The 16,431-nt window shown below is 35.0% G+C and carries 16 protein-coding genes, 1 tRNA gene and 1 pseudogene; 4 read left to right on the forward strand and 14 right to left on the reverse strand.

Annotated elements, in window-relative coordinates:
• Nucleotides 1-152: 152 nt before the first annotated feature.
• Complete coding sequence (locus tag WAX74_RS00435) at nt 153-362, reverse strand: hypothetical protein (protein WP_336495684.1); 210 nt, start codon at nt 360-362, stop codon at nt 153-155.
• 411 nt (nt 363-773) lie between these two features.
• On the opposite strand from WAX74_RS00435, the gene WAX74_RS00440 reads away from it, so the two are divergent.
• From WAX74_RS00440 to WAX74_RS00450, 3 genes and pseudogenes are all read left to right on the forward strand, one after another.
• Nucleotides 774-1,208, forward strand: a complete 435-nt coding sequence (locus WAX74_RS00440; RefSeq protein WP_336495685.1) for a MarR family winged helix-turn-helix transcriptional regulator — start codon at nt 774-776, stop codon at nt 1,206-1,208.
• A gap of 44 nt (nt 1,209-1,252) precedes the next feature.
• Nucleotides 1,253-1,402 (forward strand): annotated as a pseudogene (locus WAX74_RS00445) (ring-cleaving dioxygenase); the annotation flags it as partial.
• A gap of 86 nt (nt 1,403-1,488) precedes the next feature.
• A complete protein-coding gene (locus WAX74_RS00450) occupies nt 1,489-2,085 on the forward strand; it encodes an NADPH-dependent FMN reductase (protein WP_336495686.1) in 597 nt (198 codons plus the stop codon).
• Between the two features lie 543 nt (nt 2,086-2,628).
• Here the strand turns inward: WAX74_RS00450 and WAX74_RS00455 are convergent.
• From WAX74_RS00455 to WAX74_RS00515, 13 genes are all read right to left on the reverse strand, one after another.
• A complete protein-coding gene (locus tag WAX74_RS00455) occupies nt 2,629-3,006 on the reverse strand; it encodes an rRNA methyltransferase (protein ID WP_336495687.1) in 378 nt (125 codons plus the stop codon).
• A gap of 768 nt (nt 3,007-3,774) precedes the next feature.
• Nucleotides 3,775-4,740 (reverse strand): UV DNA damage repair endonuclease UvsE, encoded by a 966-nt coding sequence (gene uvsE, locus WAX74_RS00460; RefSeq protein ID WP_336495688.1) that lies wholly within the window; start codon nt 4,738-4,740, stop codon nt 3,775-3,777.
• Nucleotides 4,741-5,119: 379 nt separating this feature from the next.
• Nucleotides 5,120-6,394, reverse strand: coding sequence for a TRAP transporter large permease (locus tag WAX74_RS00465; RefSeq protein ID WP_336495689.1), 1,275 nt, complete (start codon nt 6,392-6,394; stop codon nt 5,120-5,122).
• Nucleotides 6,391-6,888, reverse strand: a complete 498-nt coding sequence (locus WAX74_RS00470) for a TRAP transporter small permease (RefSeq protein WP_336495690.1) — start codon at nt 6,886-6,888, stop codon at nt 6,391-6,393. Before WAX74_RS00470 ends, WAX74_RS00465 begins: the two co-directional genes overlap by 4 nt.
• Nucleotides 6,889-6,902: 14 nt before the next feature.
• Nucleotides 6,903-7,934 (reverse strand): TRAP transporter substrate-binding protein, encoded by a 1,032-nt coding sequence (locus tag WAX74_RS00475; protein WP_336495691.1) that lies wholly within the window; start codon nt 7,932-7,934, stop codon nt 6,903-6,905.
• Complete coding sequence (locus WAX74_RS00480; RefSeq protein WP_336495692.1) at nt 7,931-8,839, reverse strand: hydroxymethylglutaryl-CoA lyase; 909 nt, start codon at nt 8,837-8,839, stop codon at nt 7,931-7,933. The genes WAX74_RS00475 and WAX74_RS00480 overlap by 4 nt, the downstream gene beginning before the upstream one ends.
• Nucleotides 8,840-10,042: a CaiB/BaiF CoA transferase family protein gene (locus tag WAX74_RS00485; protein WP_336495693.1), complete on the reverse strand. Its 1,203-nt coding sequence runs from the start codon at nt 10,040-10,042 to the stop codon at nt 8,840-8,842.
• A gap of 2 nt (nt 10,043-10,044) precedes the next feature.
• Nucleotides 10,045-10,704 carry a GntR family transcriptional regulator gene (locus tag WAX74_RS00490; protein ID WP_336495694.1) on the reverse strand — a complete coding sequence of 220 codons (660 nt, stop codon included), beginning with the start codon at nt 10,702-10,704 and terminating at the stop codon, nt 10,045-10,047.
• A gap of 681 nt (nt 10,705-11,385) precedes the next feature.
• Nucleotides 11,386-12,108: an amino acid ABC transporter ATP-binding protein gene (locus WAX74_RS00495; RefSeq protein WP_336495695.1), complete on the reverse strand. Its 723-nt coding sequence runs from the start codon at nt 12,106-12,108 to the stop codon at nt 11,386-11,388.
• Entirely contained in the window at nt 12,101-12,760 is a 660-nt protein-coding gene (locus WAX74_RS00500; RefSeq protein WP_336495696.1) for an amino acid ABC transporter permease, read from the reverse strand. Before WAX74_RS00500 ends, WAX74_RS00495 begins: the two co-directional genes overlap by 8 nt.
• 29 nt (nt 12,761-12,789) lie before the next feature.
• Nucleotides 12,790-13,584, reverse strand: a complete 795-nt coding sequence (locus WAX74_RS00505; protein ID WP_336495697.1) for a transporter substrate-binding domain-containing protein — start codon at nt 13,582-13,584, stop codon at nt 12,790-12,792.
• Between the two features lie 14 nt (nt 13,585-13,598).
• Nucleotides 13,599-14,915, reverse strand: a complete 1,317-nt coding sequence (locus tag WAX74_RS00510) for an aspartate aminotransferase family protein (RefSeq protein WP_336495698.1) — start codon at nt 14,913-14,915, stop codon at nt 13,599-13,601.
• A gap of 438 nt (nt 14,916-15,353) precedes the next feature.
• Nucleotides 15,354-16,142 (reverse strand): ion transporter, encoded by a 789-nt coding sequence (locus WAX74_RS00515; RefSeq protein WP_336495699.1) that lies wholly within the window; start codon nt 16,140-16,142, stop codon nt 15,354-15,356.
• Nucleotides 16,143-16,282: 140 nt separating this feature from the next.
• On the opposite strand from WAX74_RS00515, the gene WAX74_RS00520 reads away from it, so the two are divergent.
• Nucleotides 16,283-16,354: transfer RNA gene (locus tag WAX74_RS00520), tRNA-Asn, on the forward strand.
• The last annotated feature ends 77 nt before the right edge of the window (nt 16,355-16,431 follow it).

The following is a 16,431-nucleotide window of genomic DNA, read 5'->3' on the forward strand; positions in this document are numbered from 1 at the left end:
AATCTGTAGTGAAATATTATGATATGCCGCACTTGCTCTTTGATGTGGAATCATCTTACCCTAACAAGTGTTCTACTAGCATGATGACAGTTGTTTTTAGAGTGATTAGTGTATTTTCATGATACAAATGCCAAAAAGTAAGTAGTATTTAATTAAGCAATATAAAAAGCATTTCCATCGGGTATTCGACCTTGTTGGAAATGCTTTTTATGTTTATTTTGATGCTGTTGTAATTTTTCCTGCTTTGTTTTCGTTTTTCGTACATGCATACTAAACTCCACATCATTACGAAATGTTGTTACATCTTTACCTGTATTACGTAGTTGGTGAGAACGCTTTTTGTGCGCTGCAGACTTTGCCATATAACCACTCCTTCAATATTCTTTCAAGAAATAGAGTATATCAAATTAGGCCATAATACAAGTGGATGAATGCACTTAAAGGAAATCAGCTATATACTGAACAAGTGTTCTAACATACAAAAATGGGGAAGTGTTAGAATGGATAGCTATTAACCTGTTGCAATATGATGAAAATGTTAACTCACACGCACATATAAATTTAGAGATCCTACTGAGAGGAAGTATTAAACATGATATTTTGTAGCTTCTTATTTTAATATACAGGTTTAAAACATAACGTTTCACAAAATACATGCTAGACTTCAATTCTATTTAATATTAACTAAAGTGTTGACAGCTGAGAAGAATACATGTTACATTTATTTCGAATTAAAGATAAATTAATTGAAGATATTTTCGGGAGTGGAACGATTGGAATTAGCTACAAAAAAATTAAATGCTGTTTCCCTTATCCTTCGTGCCTCACAATCAATTCAAGATGTGATTAGCAAAGATGCAGCTAGATATGAATTGAACCCAAAAGAGTTTGCTGTATTAGAATTACTCTACCATCAAGACGATCAGCCGATTCAAATGATTGGGAAAAAGGTTCTCATTTCAAGTAGTAGTATCACTTATGTGGTAGATAAACTGGAACAGAAAAAGATTGTTGTTCGTAAAGCATGTCCAGAAGATCGTCGAGTTACTTATGCTGGTCTAACGAGTCTAGGAAAGACGCTTATGAATCAAATTTTTCCACAGCATGAAAAGAAACTGGAACAAATTTTCGAACAATTATTAGATGAAGATATTGATAATATGATTGAATTACTCAAACAAATTGGATGTCGTGCAAAGCAGGTATAGTTTTATTAACTATATATCTCGAAGTAAAGATTTAATCGTTCGAGGGGCCAGTACCATTGGAATTTGCCATTACAGGCTTAGGACCTTTACATGTTCGTATTGCGCAACTTGATTATTTTAAAGAAGTATTGGAAAAAGTAATGTTAATGCATGAAATTGCAAAAGAAAGTTCACTGCATTTATTTGAAATTGGTTGAGGCAGCCATGCGACCAATCAATACGGTTCGAAACACACTAAACATAGAAAAAGAGTACTTATAAGGAGGTGAAAAATAAAAAAATGGGCTTTTTAGATAAATTATTTGGAAAACAACAAGAGGAGGAAAAAACAATGACAAAATCAAACATAGGTATTATTTTAGGATCAACACGTGAAGGACGCGTAAGTCCACAAGTAGGGGCATGGGTAAAAGAATTAGCAGATAAACGTGGAGATGCAAACTACACTATTATTGATATCGCAGATTACAAATTACCACTTTTAGGTGAAGCAGGCGGCGACGCATCAGGTGCAGCAGCATGGTCAGAAATCATTGCAAAACAAGACGGATTCGTATTCATCGTTCAAGAATACAATCACTCTATCACAGGTGCACTTAAAAATGCTTTAGATTACTTACGTGACGAGTGGAACAACAAAGCTGCAGGTATCGTATCTTACGGTTCAGTAGGTGGGGCTCGTGCAACAGAACATTTACGTGGTATTTTAAGTGAATTACTAGTAGCACATGTACGTGTACATCCGGCACTATCCCTATTTACAGACTTCGAAAACGGTACGGATTTCAAACCAGCTGCAGTACAAGCTGATTCAGTAAACCAAATGTTAGACCAAGTTATCCCTTGGACAAATGCATTAAATACAGTACGTAGATAAATATTTCATATATAAATCTTTAAAAACCACAAAATGTGCATGAGGATCATGTACATTTTGTGGTTCTTTTTTATAAATTTTGAGCAAAACGCTATCATGTAGAAGGCAAAATGATTTTCTTTAAACGCTTAAATGACACTACTGAAATTAATTTAAAAGGGAACTAAAGGAAGAGAAAAGGCTCTAGCGTTTTAGGGATGTTTTTTTGGTTTAAAACAGTTATAGTCTTGTAAAAATAAATAGGTGAAATTAATTGAACAATAAATAGTTGTGACTGTAGATTGTAAACTAAAAAGGTGATTGGAAGCTTTTATAGGAAATTCGTTTTGCAAGACAATAATTAAACATTAGATTATAAAAAGCAAATTTTAAAAAGCTCGTTATATAGCTGTGAAAATGTTATTTGTTGAAGAAAAGCTAAATTCTATAAAATATCTCACTGTTTCAAGTATACTTTATTAATGAAATACAACTTCTTATAATTTATATTATGACCACATCCCTATTTTGTAATTAGTATTTATATCATTATTAAGACTCCCTTCAGTTTAATTCTATTCTATATCTCCAATTAGCGTTTTTTACTTCGGATATATTTATAAATGAAAAACTCGCTTCTATCACGTCATTTAAATTAAGACTATTACTTTTTGCAAACAATCGGAGCTTATCCAGTATTTCTTTGTCACATGTTGTTCTGAACTCTACACGATCTTTTGGACGCTTTTTCTTATCAAAAATTATTGTTCCTTCTTTTAGAATATTTTCAAATCCATTCTCAAGTAAATAGCCAATATGTGTATTGTTTTGCTCAGCCATTATTTTCAATTCATTTATTAGTTCAGAACTTATTCTTGTCTTATATTCACTTCGTGACTCATCGATAGTTTGAATCAATCTGCCATTTATTAATTTCCACATTTTATTTTACTCCTCCACTAATTTTAGTCTTTGTGTTAGACGTTCTCTTTAGTATAGCACGCAGAAAATTTCAGTTGTAGGTTCCATTTCTTTATAAGACTTACCTTGCGTAATTTGAATGATAAGCTCATCCGTCATTCCAGATTTTCTACTCAAGTCTATTCCCTCTTCCTTATTCAAACAAACGTTCCCTTTAACTTTAAAATACGAGCCATATTCCTATTAAATCGAAATTTTCGTCATCGTAATGCCTTTTTGAAACAAATGAATTGCTATTAATTCTATAATTGTTTGATAGTTTATAGTGTGTTGCTCTGTTGTTTGAAACTCAGCCATTGAAGATTACGATGAAACTTTTTTCATCAAGCCTCTCACAAATCTCTTTACAAACGCCGTAATGTGTGCCAATTATTGAATGTGGGTTTGACGGTGCCTGAATCTTTTGTATTTCTTTTAAGTGGAACAGTACAGCTAAAAACCTCTACCTATTTTTGGTAGAGGTCATAAGATATAAAAAGACACACTTTCCACATAAATTCAAATTCATCGTTAGATAAATAATATTCATCCCCATGGAATTAAGACTAATTAAAAAAGAGAGTATCACAATGCCTAAGCATTGGTGACACCCTCTATACCTACTAACTACTCTCTTTGACTAGCCCCCCTCGTTATTACAATAGATTCAACAAAAAGAGCGTTGTATCTTGTTTGATTGACCCTCCCCAACACCATTAGCGATAACCTTATCAGGAAACACTTTCGATATTACTTTAAATAAAAGGAGGATTTATCAATCATTTCAACATCTTCTCTTTTTTTAATATCTTTGATTAAGGAAAACAGAGCTTCATCCTTCTTTTTGGCCTCAATCATACAATCGATTTGCGGAACTGTTCCTTTTATTTCTTTTAGAAATCTGAAAAACATGTTCACATCCACATAATTTGAATGATGACGGAATTCAGCCTCATTTTTAGGACTTGAGATATGCATTTTGATTGGAAGCGGTGAATCCTTCCATGTTGCCACAACCCGATCCCAATTTTCTACCCAATTTTCATTGCGATGGTGTGCAAGATGATGATGATAATCAAATACAAGCGGAATCCCTAATTTTTCGCATAAATAAAGAGTATCATCAAGTGTAAATGATTTATCGTCATTTTCTAGGATGATCATCTTTTGAATGGATCTCGGAGCATCACCCCAATTATTAACAAAACGCTCCAATGATTTTTCTGTTTCTTTATAGTTGCCACCAACATGGAGCACACAGCGATGAGTAGGATCAATTTTCATTCCCTTTAACAACAAATAATGCATTTTTAAGGTGATTAATGAATTTCTCAATACATCTGTTTTGGAGGAATTCAGTACAACAAAATGGTCTGGATGAAAATCAATTCTCATGTTATTTTTTCTCGAAAACTCCCCTATTTCGTACAGCTTCTCTTTTAACGGTTTCATATAATCCCAATCGAGTAGTTCTACATGATTGGCTAACGGAATAAGGCGAGAGGTTAAGCGATAAAAATGAATTTCATTAAAGACATTATGTTTAAGAAGCCTATGTGTATTTTCTAAATTAGTGAGTGCTATCCGTTCTAGTTTACGGATTGCCGCTTCACGATCGTTGATTTTTTGGAACTGAGAAAACGTCATTGTTTTGGATGGGGAAGCATTTTTAAGTTCCATACTCATCGCAACATATCCTAGTCGTACAATCGTCATTCTACCACCTCATCCATTAGTATGTAGAAAATATGACGGTAGTAGACAATTTCATACATATTTAATTATTCCTAAACACATCTATTATTATTGTGCCAACAAGCCAACAGGAGTATTTTAAACAGACTGACAGCTAACTCTTAACTTAAAATGTAATCACTTGTTTTAATAAATCTAATTTATTTAGTTTCGTTCAAGGAATTGGTAAATCCCCATCGTTTCTTGTTTATTCAACTCATGAATACGCTTGAAAACTAGAAATCTTCGACAGGATCAAGTTTTAAGCTATCAAGGTAGAAAATAGAAAATCCGGGCGTTAATTTCTTCTTAAGAACATAGAAAGGTACTTGGATTATCTCCAAGTACCACTAGTTCATTTCTATTTAACATCTCCAACCATAAAGGTCGCAATCTCCGGAAATATCGAAAGCACAACTATCAACAGTACCATGATAATGGCATAGGGGATAACTCCCTTAACAATTTCGTCGATAGTATTCGTCCGATCTATTCCTTTTAATACGAACAGGTTTAAGCCTACTGGAGGCGAAATTAAAGCTAACTCCATGTTAATCACCATGATTATTGCAAACCAAATTGGATCGAAACCTAGTGCAATAATGATTGGATACAAGATTGGCAAAGTAATAACCAATATAGAAATCGTTTCAAGGAACATCCCTAATAATAGCAACACCAAATTGATTAGGATAAAAATAATCCATGGCGAAATGTCTTGTGAAGTTGCGTAATTGGTAATTGTTTGCGGAATTTGTAACATCGTCATTATGTAACCAAGTAACATCGCACCAATGATGATGAATAAAATCATTGCATTCGTTTTTACTGTAGCGAATAAAATTTTCTTGAAGTTTTCCCAGTTCAAATTCCGATAAACGAAAGCAGCAATCGCAAAACTAACAACTACTCCCACTGCAGCCGCTTCAGTTGGGGTGAAGATTCCTGTGTAAATACCACCAATAACGATTATTGGTAATATTAATCCCCAAATTGCTGTTTTAGTAGATTCCATTCTTTCAGCCCAAGTTGCCGATTCTTCTTTGATATGACGAGTTTGGAATGCTGCAAACGCCATAAATGCCAAAGTAAGGATTAGACCTGGTACTATTCCCGCGATGAACAATTTACCAATTGATTCACCTGTTACGGAACCATAAATGATCATTGGAACACTCGGTGGAATTAATATACCTAGCGTCCCACCTGCTGCAAGCAATCCCAGAACATGTCGTTTGTTATATCCTCGTTTAACCATCTCTGGTAATGCAACAGATCCAACAGTTATCGCAGTCGCGACACTAGATCCGGATATCGCTGCAAATATGGCGCAGCAGAATAAAGTGGCAATTGCTAATCCACCTGGAAAATGACGGAACCAACGGCTAGCCATTTCATAAAGATCTCTTCCTACTCCACTGATCAATAGCACTTGGCTCATTAGTACATACATAGGTAAAGCTGATAAAGTAAAATCATCCAGCGATTTATAAGCTATAATCGGTATTTGTGCAAATGAAAAAGTACCACCATTAAAGAAGAACATCCCTGCAACTGCCAGCAAAGAAAGGGCAAATGCAACTGGCAAACCTAATAATAAGAGAGTACCCAGACCACCTACAAAGAAAATATTCATATATGTTCTCCTCCCTTATGTATCCCACCATCAATGATTTGCAATACAAAGGCCAGACACAATAGTACACCACCTACCGGAAGGAACATTTCCGGTAAGTACATCGGTATACGCAATAAAGAAGAAGAAGTAACGCCTAATTCCATCGTTTTCATGACATGATGAAACCCATAATACGTAAAGATGATGCTGAATACTAATCCCATTGCATTTGATATATAAGCCAGTATTGTTTTCATTCGATCATTTACATTATTTATCAATAAATCAACGGTAATATGAGAATAGGTTCTTACCGCATACGCACTTCCTAAAAAACAACTCCCAATAATAGCATAGATGGAAAGTTCTGTAGCCCATATCGTCGGCTTATTGAACAGCCAACGTGAGATTATTTCAAAGAAAATCATAACGGTTGTGATAATGATAAAGAAACCCGATATATAAGCCCCTATTTTGATCAGTAAATCAGAAAAATTATAAATTGCCTTCATGGTGTCTTTCCTCCTTACTGCTCATCTACCAATTCCAAAAGTTCTTTCCCTAGTTCACCAGAGTTTTTAGTGAATGCATCCCAAGCAGGCATCCCAGCTTCTTTCCATTCTGGTAAGTCTTCTTCAGGTACAATATATACTTCCATTCCTTTTTCTTCTAATTGTTTCGCCGTTTTCTCGTCTTCCGCTTTTGCTTGTGCACGAATCCAATTTTCTGATTCTTGTGCAGTTTCAGTTAACAAAGTTTGTGTTTTTTCTGGCAGACCATCCCAGAAATCTTTGTTAACTGCTAAAATAAATTCTAAATATGCGTAATTATTAATAGTTAGGTATTTTACTACTTCGTCATATTTACGTTGAACCATGGCAGTTGTTCCAGAAGTTGCTCCATCCACTGTGTTACGTTGAAGAGCCATATATACCTCTCCACCACCCATAAACACTGGTGAAGCTCCATAAGCTTTGATTAATTCGGAAGGTATGTCTCCGATACTACGTATTTTCAACCCTTTAAAATCAGATGGTGATTTTAATGGACGTTTATTGTTTGCAAATTGTGTATAACCATAATCAGCATACATTAATACTTTTGCACCTTTTTCTTCCATTGCAGCACTCAACTTGTCGCCAAACTCACCATTGATAAATTCTCCTGCTTTGTCATAGTTCTCAAAAATGTAAGGAACATCGAAAATTCCCATTGCCGGGACTGTACTCGACCATAAAGTGGAAGAGTTCAAGCCCATTTCAACCCCACCTGAAAGAATAGATTGGTTCATATCTTTATCACTTAATAATTGTCCTGCTGGATATACCTGTACTTTGACAGCACCACCTGATTTTTCCGTAACATCTTTTGCAAATTGTTCAATTCCTTTTGAAATATGATGATCTGCTGGCAGGTTATACGCTAAACGAATCGTCGTTTCTTCGTATCCTCCCTCACTTGCATCAGCCTCTGTTGTTTCTGCTTTTTCTGAATTACATGCCGCTAAAACGAATATTAATACCATTAATAATGCGATTGCTTTCATCCATTTTTTCATGATAATCTCTCCTTTTTTGGTTTTCTTTCTACATGTCTGATTCTGCCTAATGGATTTTTCGATGAAAGACTTGCTGCATAATTTGCTGCATCAAGTAATTTTTCAAAGTCTAATCCCGTGTCGATGTTCATACGGTGAAATAAATACACTAAATCCTCTGTTGCTAAATTACCTGCTGCTCCTGGTGCGAATGGACAACCTCCGATTCCAGATACAGCCGTTTCAAAGATGCGCACACCTGCTTGATAAGCGGCGTATGCATTTGCAGATCCTAATCCTCTTGTATCATGTAAATGTATAGCGACAGGTGTTTCTCCTGCTAGCACCAAAACCTTTTTCATCAAACTTTCCACTTGATCCGGGGTGGCAATGCCGATTGTATCCGCAATACCAATTCGATCGGCTCCTGCTTCCTTGACTCTTTTTACTAGTTTCAACACTTGTTCTTCTGAAACGTCCCCTTCATAGGGACAACCAAAGCTAACAGCAATGGAAAAGCAAACTTTAATTCCATCCTTTTTCGCTTGCCCTACAAGCTCTTCAAACTGGTAAAAATTTTCATCAATAGAGAGACCTATATTTTTCTGATTAAATGTTTCAGTTGCAGAACTGACCCAGTTAACCTCATAGAGTGAGTGCTCTCTTGCCCTTTGGTAGCCTTTTAAATTAGGAACAAGTGCGATTGAATTCCAGTTTTCTATGTCATTTACAGCTTCCAATACATCAGAAGCATCAGCCATTTGAGGTACTTTTACTGGGTGTACAAAGGAAGTAACTTCAATCGATTTCAATCCGGCTTCAAGCAATAGCTTCACTAGTCTTTCTTTCTCATTAGTGGAAATCAAATTCGGTTCATTCTGTAAGCCATCCCTTGGACTAACCTCAATGATTTTTACATCTGCCATTTAAATAACTCCTTGCTCTTTCAGTTTTTTGAACTTATCAAAGGAGAAATTCATAAACTCGGTATAAATCTCCTCATTATGTTCACCTAGACTAGGACCACTCCAATTAATTTCTCCTGGGGTTACCGAAAGTTTTGGAACCACACCAGGTACAAGTACTTTTTTGCCATCTGGTAGTTCAATTTCTTGTAGCATTTCACGTGCTTTATATTGTTCGTCTTCAACTATTTCTTTAATGCCATAAATTTGACCTACTGGTACTGAAACTTCATCAAGAATTCGTTGTGCTTCTTTCGAAGGATACTGCATTGTCCAGTCTTCAATTATTTGGTCAATGAATTCAACATTGTCCGCTCTGCCTTGGTTCGTTGAATATTCCGGGTCATAAGCTATGTCTTCACGACCAATTGCTGTCATCAGTCGTTGGAATATCTTATCGCCATTGCCGCCAATGACTATCTGGTTGTCATCAGCACATTTATAGGTATTGGAAGGTGCAATCCCGGGTAATGTGCTACCTGTTCTCTCCCTTACAATTCCAGTCAAATCATATTCAGGTAAAATTCCTTCTAGTAAACTGAAAACTGATTCATATAGTGCCACATCTACAAGCTGACCATTCTTTTCGTTATCTTCATCTCTAGCCCGCAATGCCAATAGAGTTCCAATAACTGCATAAAGCCCTGCAACCAAATCACCAATTGCTATCCCTACCCGAACTGGCGGGAGATCTGGGTACCCTGTTAAGTATCTTAAACCTCCGATTGCTTCAGCTACACTTCCAAATCCAGGTTTATGTCGGTAAGGACCAGTTTGACCGTATCCTGACACCCTCGTCATGATGATCGATGGATTTATTTTTCGTAAGTCCTCAAGACCAAGACCCCATTTTTCCAGTGTTCCTGGTTTAAAGTTCTCCAAAACAACGTCTACTTTTTCTACCAATTGACGAATAATTCGTTGTCCTTCTGGATTTCGCATATTGACCGTAATTGATTTTTTATTACGTGACTGGACGTACCACCAAACCGAGGTATCATTGTGCATCACTCGCCAATTACGAAGTGGATCTCCATTTGTTGGTTCTTCTACTTTGATAACTTCTGCTCCGAACTCTGCAAAAATCTTACCAGCAAAAGGAGCTGCTACTAAATTACCTAATTCTAAAATTTTGATGCCTTCAAGTGCATTTCTTTTTTTCATACTTACTCCTCCCTCGTTTTCGAGCAATACTCCATGAATAGTTTGTAATCGTTCATAATATGGTCTCTCATTAAACTTTTCGCTAATTCTGCATCTTGGTCGACAATAGCCTGAAATATTTGTTGGTGTTCATAAATTACATGTTCAGCATGGTATGGATTCTCTTCTAAAATTGATTTTCGATAAAAGCTGTTGACTCCTCTAAACTGTGAAATCATCGACACAAGAAATTTGTTTCCGCTTGAAGTGACTATAGCCTCGTGAAAATCCTCGTTGGAGTCATGGACTTTTTTTATATTATTTTTCTCTGTGATTTTGCCCATCCGCAATAATGATGTTCGAATGGATTTAACCTGTTCACTCGACCTACGCTGAGCTGCATAAAAAGCTGCAAGGGGCTCCATCTCAACTCGACATTCAAATAATTGTTGATAATCCTGAATTGTTGGCTCAACAACGGTCACTCCACCAGAAGCATTAACATGAAGTAATCCATCCTTTTCGAGCATTCGAATTGATTCTCGAATCGGGCTTCTACTGACCTGTAATTCCTCTGAAATTTTTTCTTCAATTAATCTTTCTCCGGGATTTAAACGCCCCATAATAATTTGTTCTTTCAAATAGTCATATACTTGATTTTTTAATGTAGTTCCTTTCTTCACAATTTGAGCGATACTTCTCACCCCTTTTCGTCGACGGTATACAATTTAATCTAATGTAAGATTAATTAAAACAATTAAAATAGTCAATATATTTTAAAAATATTAATTAGTTTAATACTTTATACAAATAGATTTTTGCTGCACTAGGTGTCTCCAAAATAGAAGAAGTTTGCTATCTAAAATAGTTATCTTCTCAAAACAAATTCGTAAAATAATGAATAATAGAAATCCATTTTAAGACAGCGAAAGAACTACCACTAATATGATTCTCTTCAATACTTTGCCCTCTAGCAGGGCCATTAAGGTAATAGACGATACTAAAACATACACTTTGAACTTTATAATCTATTGGATTCAAAATAATCATGCACAAAATTACTATACTTATAAATGAATTATTATTTTGCCCTGATAGGGGTACCGTCAGGAAAATGCGAATTACAACACTAAGGAAATTCCAAATTAAAAAGCCCAACTTCTCTGCAAATTAAAATAGAGAAAATGAGCTTTTTCATTAATTCATTAAACCGTCCGATTCTTGAATAACCTCACGAATATCCGTATCGTCAAATTTATGATGATTTAGCACGGTTCCTTGACAGATTCTTTTATATCATACAAATCATATAATCAATAAACACAAAAAAACAAACCCATGTCTAATAGGTTTGCTCCTTAAGTTTATAAAACCTTTTTTAAAAATTCTCTCGCACGTACCGATTTAGGTTCGGTGAAAAACTGATCCGGTGGTGTATCTTCTACAAGCTGACCACCATCTAGGAATAATATTCGATCTGCAACTTCTCGTGCAAAGTTCATTTCATGTGTCACGATAACCATTGTCATTCCCGATTCAGCAAGTGACTTCATAACAGCAAGTACTTCCTTTACCATTTCAGGATCAAGAGCAGAAGTTGGTTCATCAAATAGCATTACAGATGGATTCATCGCTAAAGCCCGAGCTATTGCTACACGTTGCTTTTGTCCACCAGACAGTCGATTAGGATACTCATCGCGTTTTTCAAATAGGCCAACTTGGCGTAATAGTATTTCAGCTTTAGTTATCGCTTGCTGTTTTGATACTCCTTGCACATTCATAGGAGCATACGTTAAATTTTCAAGCACTGTTTTATGTGGGAACAAGTAAAAGTGTTGGAATACCATTCCGACATTTTCTCTTACTTTCATAATATTCGTTTTTTTGTCTGTTACTACATCATTCCCAATTGTAATAACGCCTTCAGTAGGCTCTTCTAATAAGTTCAAACAACGTAAAAATGTTGATTTCCCTGAACCAGATGGCCCAATTACTGCGATTACCTCTTTTTCTTTAATGAGAGTTGAAATCCCTTTTAATACTTCATTTTTTCCAAATGATTTATGCAAATTTTCTATTTTAATCACTTCTTCTCATCCTCTTTTCTAGCATTTTTCCAAGGAATGTCAAAATGAGTGTCATAATATAATAAATCACTCCGGCAATTAATAATGGCTCTAAGTAACGAAATGTCGAACCACCAACAACATAAGCACGACGCATTATGTCTAGAGCTCCAATTACCGTCACAATTGCTGATTCCTTATTTAGAGTAATGAATTCATTCATTAATGCTGGAAGAATATTTTTTAAAGCTTGCGGTAAAATGATATCCTTCATCATTTTAAAATAAGGAATACCTAAAGCAAGGGCTGCCTCTTGCTGACCTTTATCTACTGCATTAATACCACCACGAATAATTTCCGAAATATACGCTCCCGAGTTCAAACCGAATGCTAATATAGCAGCAGGTATAGGATCAATTTGTATATCTAATAACTGAGGTATTGCATAGTAAATAATCATTAATTGTAATACGAGTGGTGTTCCACGAAAAATAGATGTATAAACATCTGCAATCCAGCGCAACAGCTTAATACGACCAATTTTAAATAAGGCTAATAAAATACCTAACAAGAAACCGATGACGGTTGCTGCTAAGACGATTTGAAGCGTTATACCTATTCCTTCTAAAATATAAGGAATAGAGGGTAAGACTGTTGTAAAATCTAAATTCACAACGTCCCCCTCCTTTCTTTACGTACTATTTATTCTTCGACAACAAACCATTTCTTTTGAAGCTCTTCAATTTTACCGCTATCAATTAATTCTTGAATTGCTTTATCAAATTGTGCTTTTAATTCACTACCTTCAGGTAAAACTGCTACTTTATAATCTGCTTCATCAACCTCAACTGGGAAGTATGTTAAATCAGGATTTCTCTGTACATAGTTTTCTGCTACAATATCTTCAATAATTGCTGCATCAAAACGTTTTGTCATTATTTCTTGCACAACCTCGGGAATAAGGTTACGGCTTTCTACTTTCATATCTACAGTTTTTGCTACTTCATTTGCTAAATCTTCCTGAATAGAAGAAATTTGAGCTCCCACTGTTTTACCAGCTAAATCCTCTACTTTTTCAATCCCACTATCTTTTTTTGTTACTACCATTTGTACCGTTTCGTTATATGGGATGGAAAAGTCCACTACTTCATCGCGTTTTGGTGTTGGGCTCATTCCTGCTAATACAAAATCTACTTTACCTGCTTGTACTGCTGGAATTAAACTATTGAAATCCATATCTTGCACTTCAATTTCAACGCCAATTTTTTCTGCAATCGCATTTACTAAATCAATATCAAATCCTATTATTTCATTACTATTCTCAGTATCCACATATTCAAATGGTGCATAGTCAGCTGAAGTTCCCATTACTAATACTTTTTTATCTTCAGTTGCAGTACCTTGACTGTTTGTTGATTTTTCTTTTTCTGCTGTTCCACAAGCTCCTAAAATGGCCATAACCAGAACTACCATTACTAACAATAGTTTATTTTTCATAATTTTTTCTCCTTTTATTTAACAATATGATTTTCTTTCATAAAACGAATAATTGCCTTTTCTAGCATTTCTAAGCCATCATCTATTTGCTCTTTTGTAATAGTCAAAGGTGGAATCATTCGAATAACCTCTCCCACATTCCCACATAGATAGAAAAGAACCCCTTCTTCTAATGCGAAGTCTAGAATTTTCATAACAGCTTGTCCATCTGGCTCTCCTGTTTCGAGATTTGAAATTTCAATCCCAATCATTAAGCCTACAGAACGTACATCACTTATTATGGAATATTTTGATTGAAGCTCTTTTAACCGCTCCGTAGCGTAAGCACCAACAACCTTTGAGTTATCAATTAGATTTTCCTCATGAAGAATTTCTAATGTTGTTAACGCTACCGAACAAGCAATAGGATTTCCTCCAAATGTAGTACCATGCATGCCTAATGGCCATTGTTGCATTAATTCCTTAGAAGCAACAGTTGCACTAAGCGGTAAGCCAGATGCTATACCTTTAGCAATAGCCATAATATCCGGCGTTACGTCAAAGTACTGTGCAGCAAACCATTCTCCTGTACGGCCAAAACCTGTTTGCACTTCGTCGAAAATTAATAAGATACCATGCTGATCACAAATTTCTCGTATTTTCTTTACCCATGCCTTCGGTGGAATTATATAACCACCCTCACCTAATACAGGCTCTAAAATAACACATGCTACTTCTTCAGGGGTGACTTGATGATTGAAAAGTCGTTTGAAATCTTTTTCCAGCTGCTCTACACAATAAACCTCAGGATTCAATCCTTCAGGACAACCCTTTACGTCCGCATAAGGAATCTGATAGGACAAATGTGAAGGCTGTAAAAATTTACGATATTTACTTTTCGATGTTGTCACACCCAATGCACCTAATGAACGACCGTGGAAACATCCTGTAAATGACACAACGTATGGACGCTGCGTTACGAATTTTGCAAGCTTCAATGCACCTTCAATTGCCTCTGTTCCACTATTTGCAAAGAAGAAACAATCTAAATTTCCAGGTAAGACATCACCAAGGTTTTTTGCAAGTTTTAATATAGAATCATACATTATGACACCTGATGGTCCATGTACAAGCTGATCTGCTGCATCCTTAATGCTTTGTACAACCTTTGGGTGACGGTGCCCTGTATTGGCTACTGCAATTCCAGATGTGAAATCCAAATAAGTTTTACCATCTACACCATAGTAGTAGCAACCCTCTTCCTTAACAATCGGAATATTTGGATGATCTTTTGCCATACTAGGTGCTAAATAATCTCCCATATTATCATAAAGCTCTAGCCAGTTACTCATGTTGTTCACCTTCACTTTTCTACAAGATGATAATGACCGTAATGTATTTTTACAATTACAGATAAAAATTTATACACATGAATCGTTCTCAAATTGTTTTGATATTAATATAATATATGTCTTTGTGTATAAATATACAAGAGATATTTTTATCATAAATTAAAGTTTAAATTATATGAATTATTAGAAAAAGTTTATTTACTTCGGATTAAAACATTTAAAAATAAAAAAGACCATTAGTGTTTAGAGCTCACAAGCTCAATAATAAAAATTGGTCTCCGTAGGAAAAGGATATTCAGAATAACCAAAGACTATGATTAATTGAATGATATATTGTCCGATACTCTCTAAATTACTCCCTTACCCTTGCATACAGGACATTTTATTTGCATAGGAATAGGCAAAATTATTTTAATCTTTCCTGTACCATTACATTTTTTACACATCATTGGAATCCCCTCTTACATTATTTTTTTTCTGATACAATACTTTTATTGATTTTAATAAATGATCAAATTCATCTTCATTGAGTTTGTCAATTTTTTTAAGTTGCTTTCTAATATATGTATCTAATTCATCCTCATTGTTACCTAGTGGATCTTCTTCAGAGTCAACAGTTTGTTCTATATTAGAGAAATAAATAGCCATGCTTCCAGTAATTGACCCAATTAATCCGATTCCTACTAACATAAGAATACTAGCAATAATCCTTCCCCCAGTTGTAACAGGTGAAATATCACCATATCCAACTGTTGAAACTGTTACGATTGACCACCAAATTGAATCACCTAAACTATTTATATTTGGATTTTCCCCCTTTTCTAAAATATAATTGCTTGCTGCTCCCCAGGACATGATCAAGAGAGTAAATAAAAAAACATTTGTTAACCCACCCGACTTAAAAATTCCTTGTAAAGTCTTTGATACTTTAATAATTCTAATTAAACGCACTAGACGCATCAGACGAGCAACTTTGAATAAAGCGTCAAAAGGAATGAGTGCAATAAGATCAAATATATTTTCTTTAACAAACTTTTTTTTGTCTTTAGCTCTATATAATCTAACGACATATTCAATAGAGAAATAGATAATAAAGATATAGTCTGCCCACTTTATCTGATCGGGCGTCAAAATTTCGCTCCCTGAATAGCTTGTGACAATTATTGTTAAATACAATAAGATAAATAAGAAAATGATAAATTCATAAATGATCGACTTATTTTTCATCTTTACACTCTCCTAAATCTGTCACACATCTTTTCCTTTACCCCTTTTATGTGAAAGTTATTACTTATTTGAAAATAAAAATTAATAGAATGAATAATTTATCATTAGCTGGTAAAAATATTATTACAAATTATTATTAATCCGAAGTAGCTCAGTGGTAGAGCAACCGGCTGTTAACCGGTTGGTCGTAGGTTCGAGTCCTACCTCCGGAGTATAAATGAAAGCACCTCTTTTTATGAAGAGGTGCTTTCTATCTTTATACATCCAAAGGAATTTTTAATAATACCTT

It is taken from the genome of Psychrobacillus mangrovi, from assembly GCF_037104765.1.
In the GTDB taxonomy this organism is placed as follows: Bacteria; Bacillota; Bacilli; order Bacillales_A; family Planococcaceae; genus Psychrobacillus; species Psychrobacillus mangrovi.

What these genes read in the sequence shown, in the direction of transcription:
- WAX74_RS00475 (WP_336495691.1), bottom strand. Translation starts at nt 7,934, where the DNA reads ATGAAAAAATGGATGAAAGCAATCGCATTATTAATGGTATTAATATTC.
- WAX74_RS00470 (WP_336495690.1), bottom strand. Translation starts at nt 6,888, where the DNA reads ATGAAGGCAATTTATAATTTTTCTGATTTACTGATCAAAATAGGGGCT.
- WAX74_RS00485 (WP_336495693.1), bottom strand. Translation starts at nt 10,042, where the DNA reads ATGAAAAAAAGAAATGCACTTGAAGGCATCAAAATTTTAGAATTAGGT.
- WAX74_RS00465 (WP_336495689.1), bottom strand. Translation starts at nt 6,394, where the DNA reads ATGAATATTTTCTTTGTAGGTGGTCTGGGTACTCTCTTATTATTAGGT.
- WAX74_RS00480 (WP_336495692.1), bottom strand. Translation starts at nt 8,839, where the DNA reads ATGGCAGATGTAAAAATCATTGAGGTTAGTCCAAGGGATGGCTTACAG.
- WAX74_RS00505 (WP_336495697.1), bottom strand. Translation starts at nt 13,584, where the DNA reads ATGAAAAATAAACTATTGTTAGTAATGGTAGTTCTGGTTATGGCCATT.
- WAX74_RS00515 (WP_336495699.1), bottom strand. Translation starts at nt 16,142, where the DNA reads ATGAAAAATAAGTCGATCATTTATGAATTTATCATTTTCTTATTTATC.
- uvsE (WP_336495688.1), bottom strand. Translation starts at nt 4,740, where the DNA reads ATGACGATTGTACGACTAGGATATGTTGCGATGAGTATGGAACTTAAA.
- WAX74_RS00435 (WP_336495684.1), bottom strand. Translation starts at nt 362, where the DNA reads ATGGCAAAGTCTGCAGCGCACAAAAAGCGTTCTCACCAACTACGTAAT.
- WAX74_RS00450 (WP_336495686.1), top strand. Translation starts at nt 1,489, where the DNA reads ATGGGCTTTTTAGATAAATTATTTGGAAAACAACAAGAGGAGGAAAAA.
- WAX74_RS00455 (WP_336495687.1), bottom strand. Translation starts at nt 3,006, where the DNA reads ATGTGGAAATTAATAAATGGCAGATTGATTCAAACTATCGATGAGTCA.
- WAX74_RS00510 (WP_336495698.1), bottom strand. Translation starts at nt 14,915, where the DNA reads ATGAGTAACTGGCTAGAGCTTTATGATAATATGGGAGATTATTTAGCA.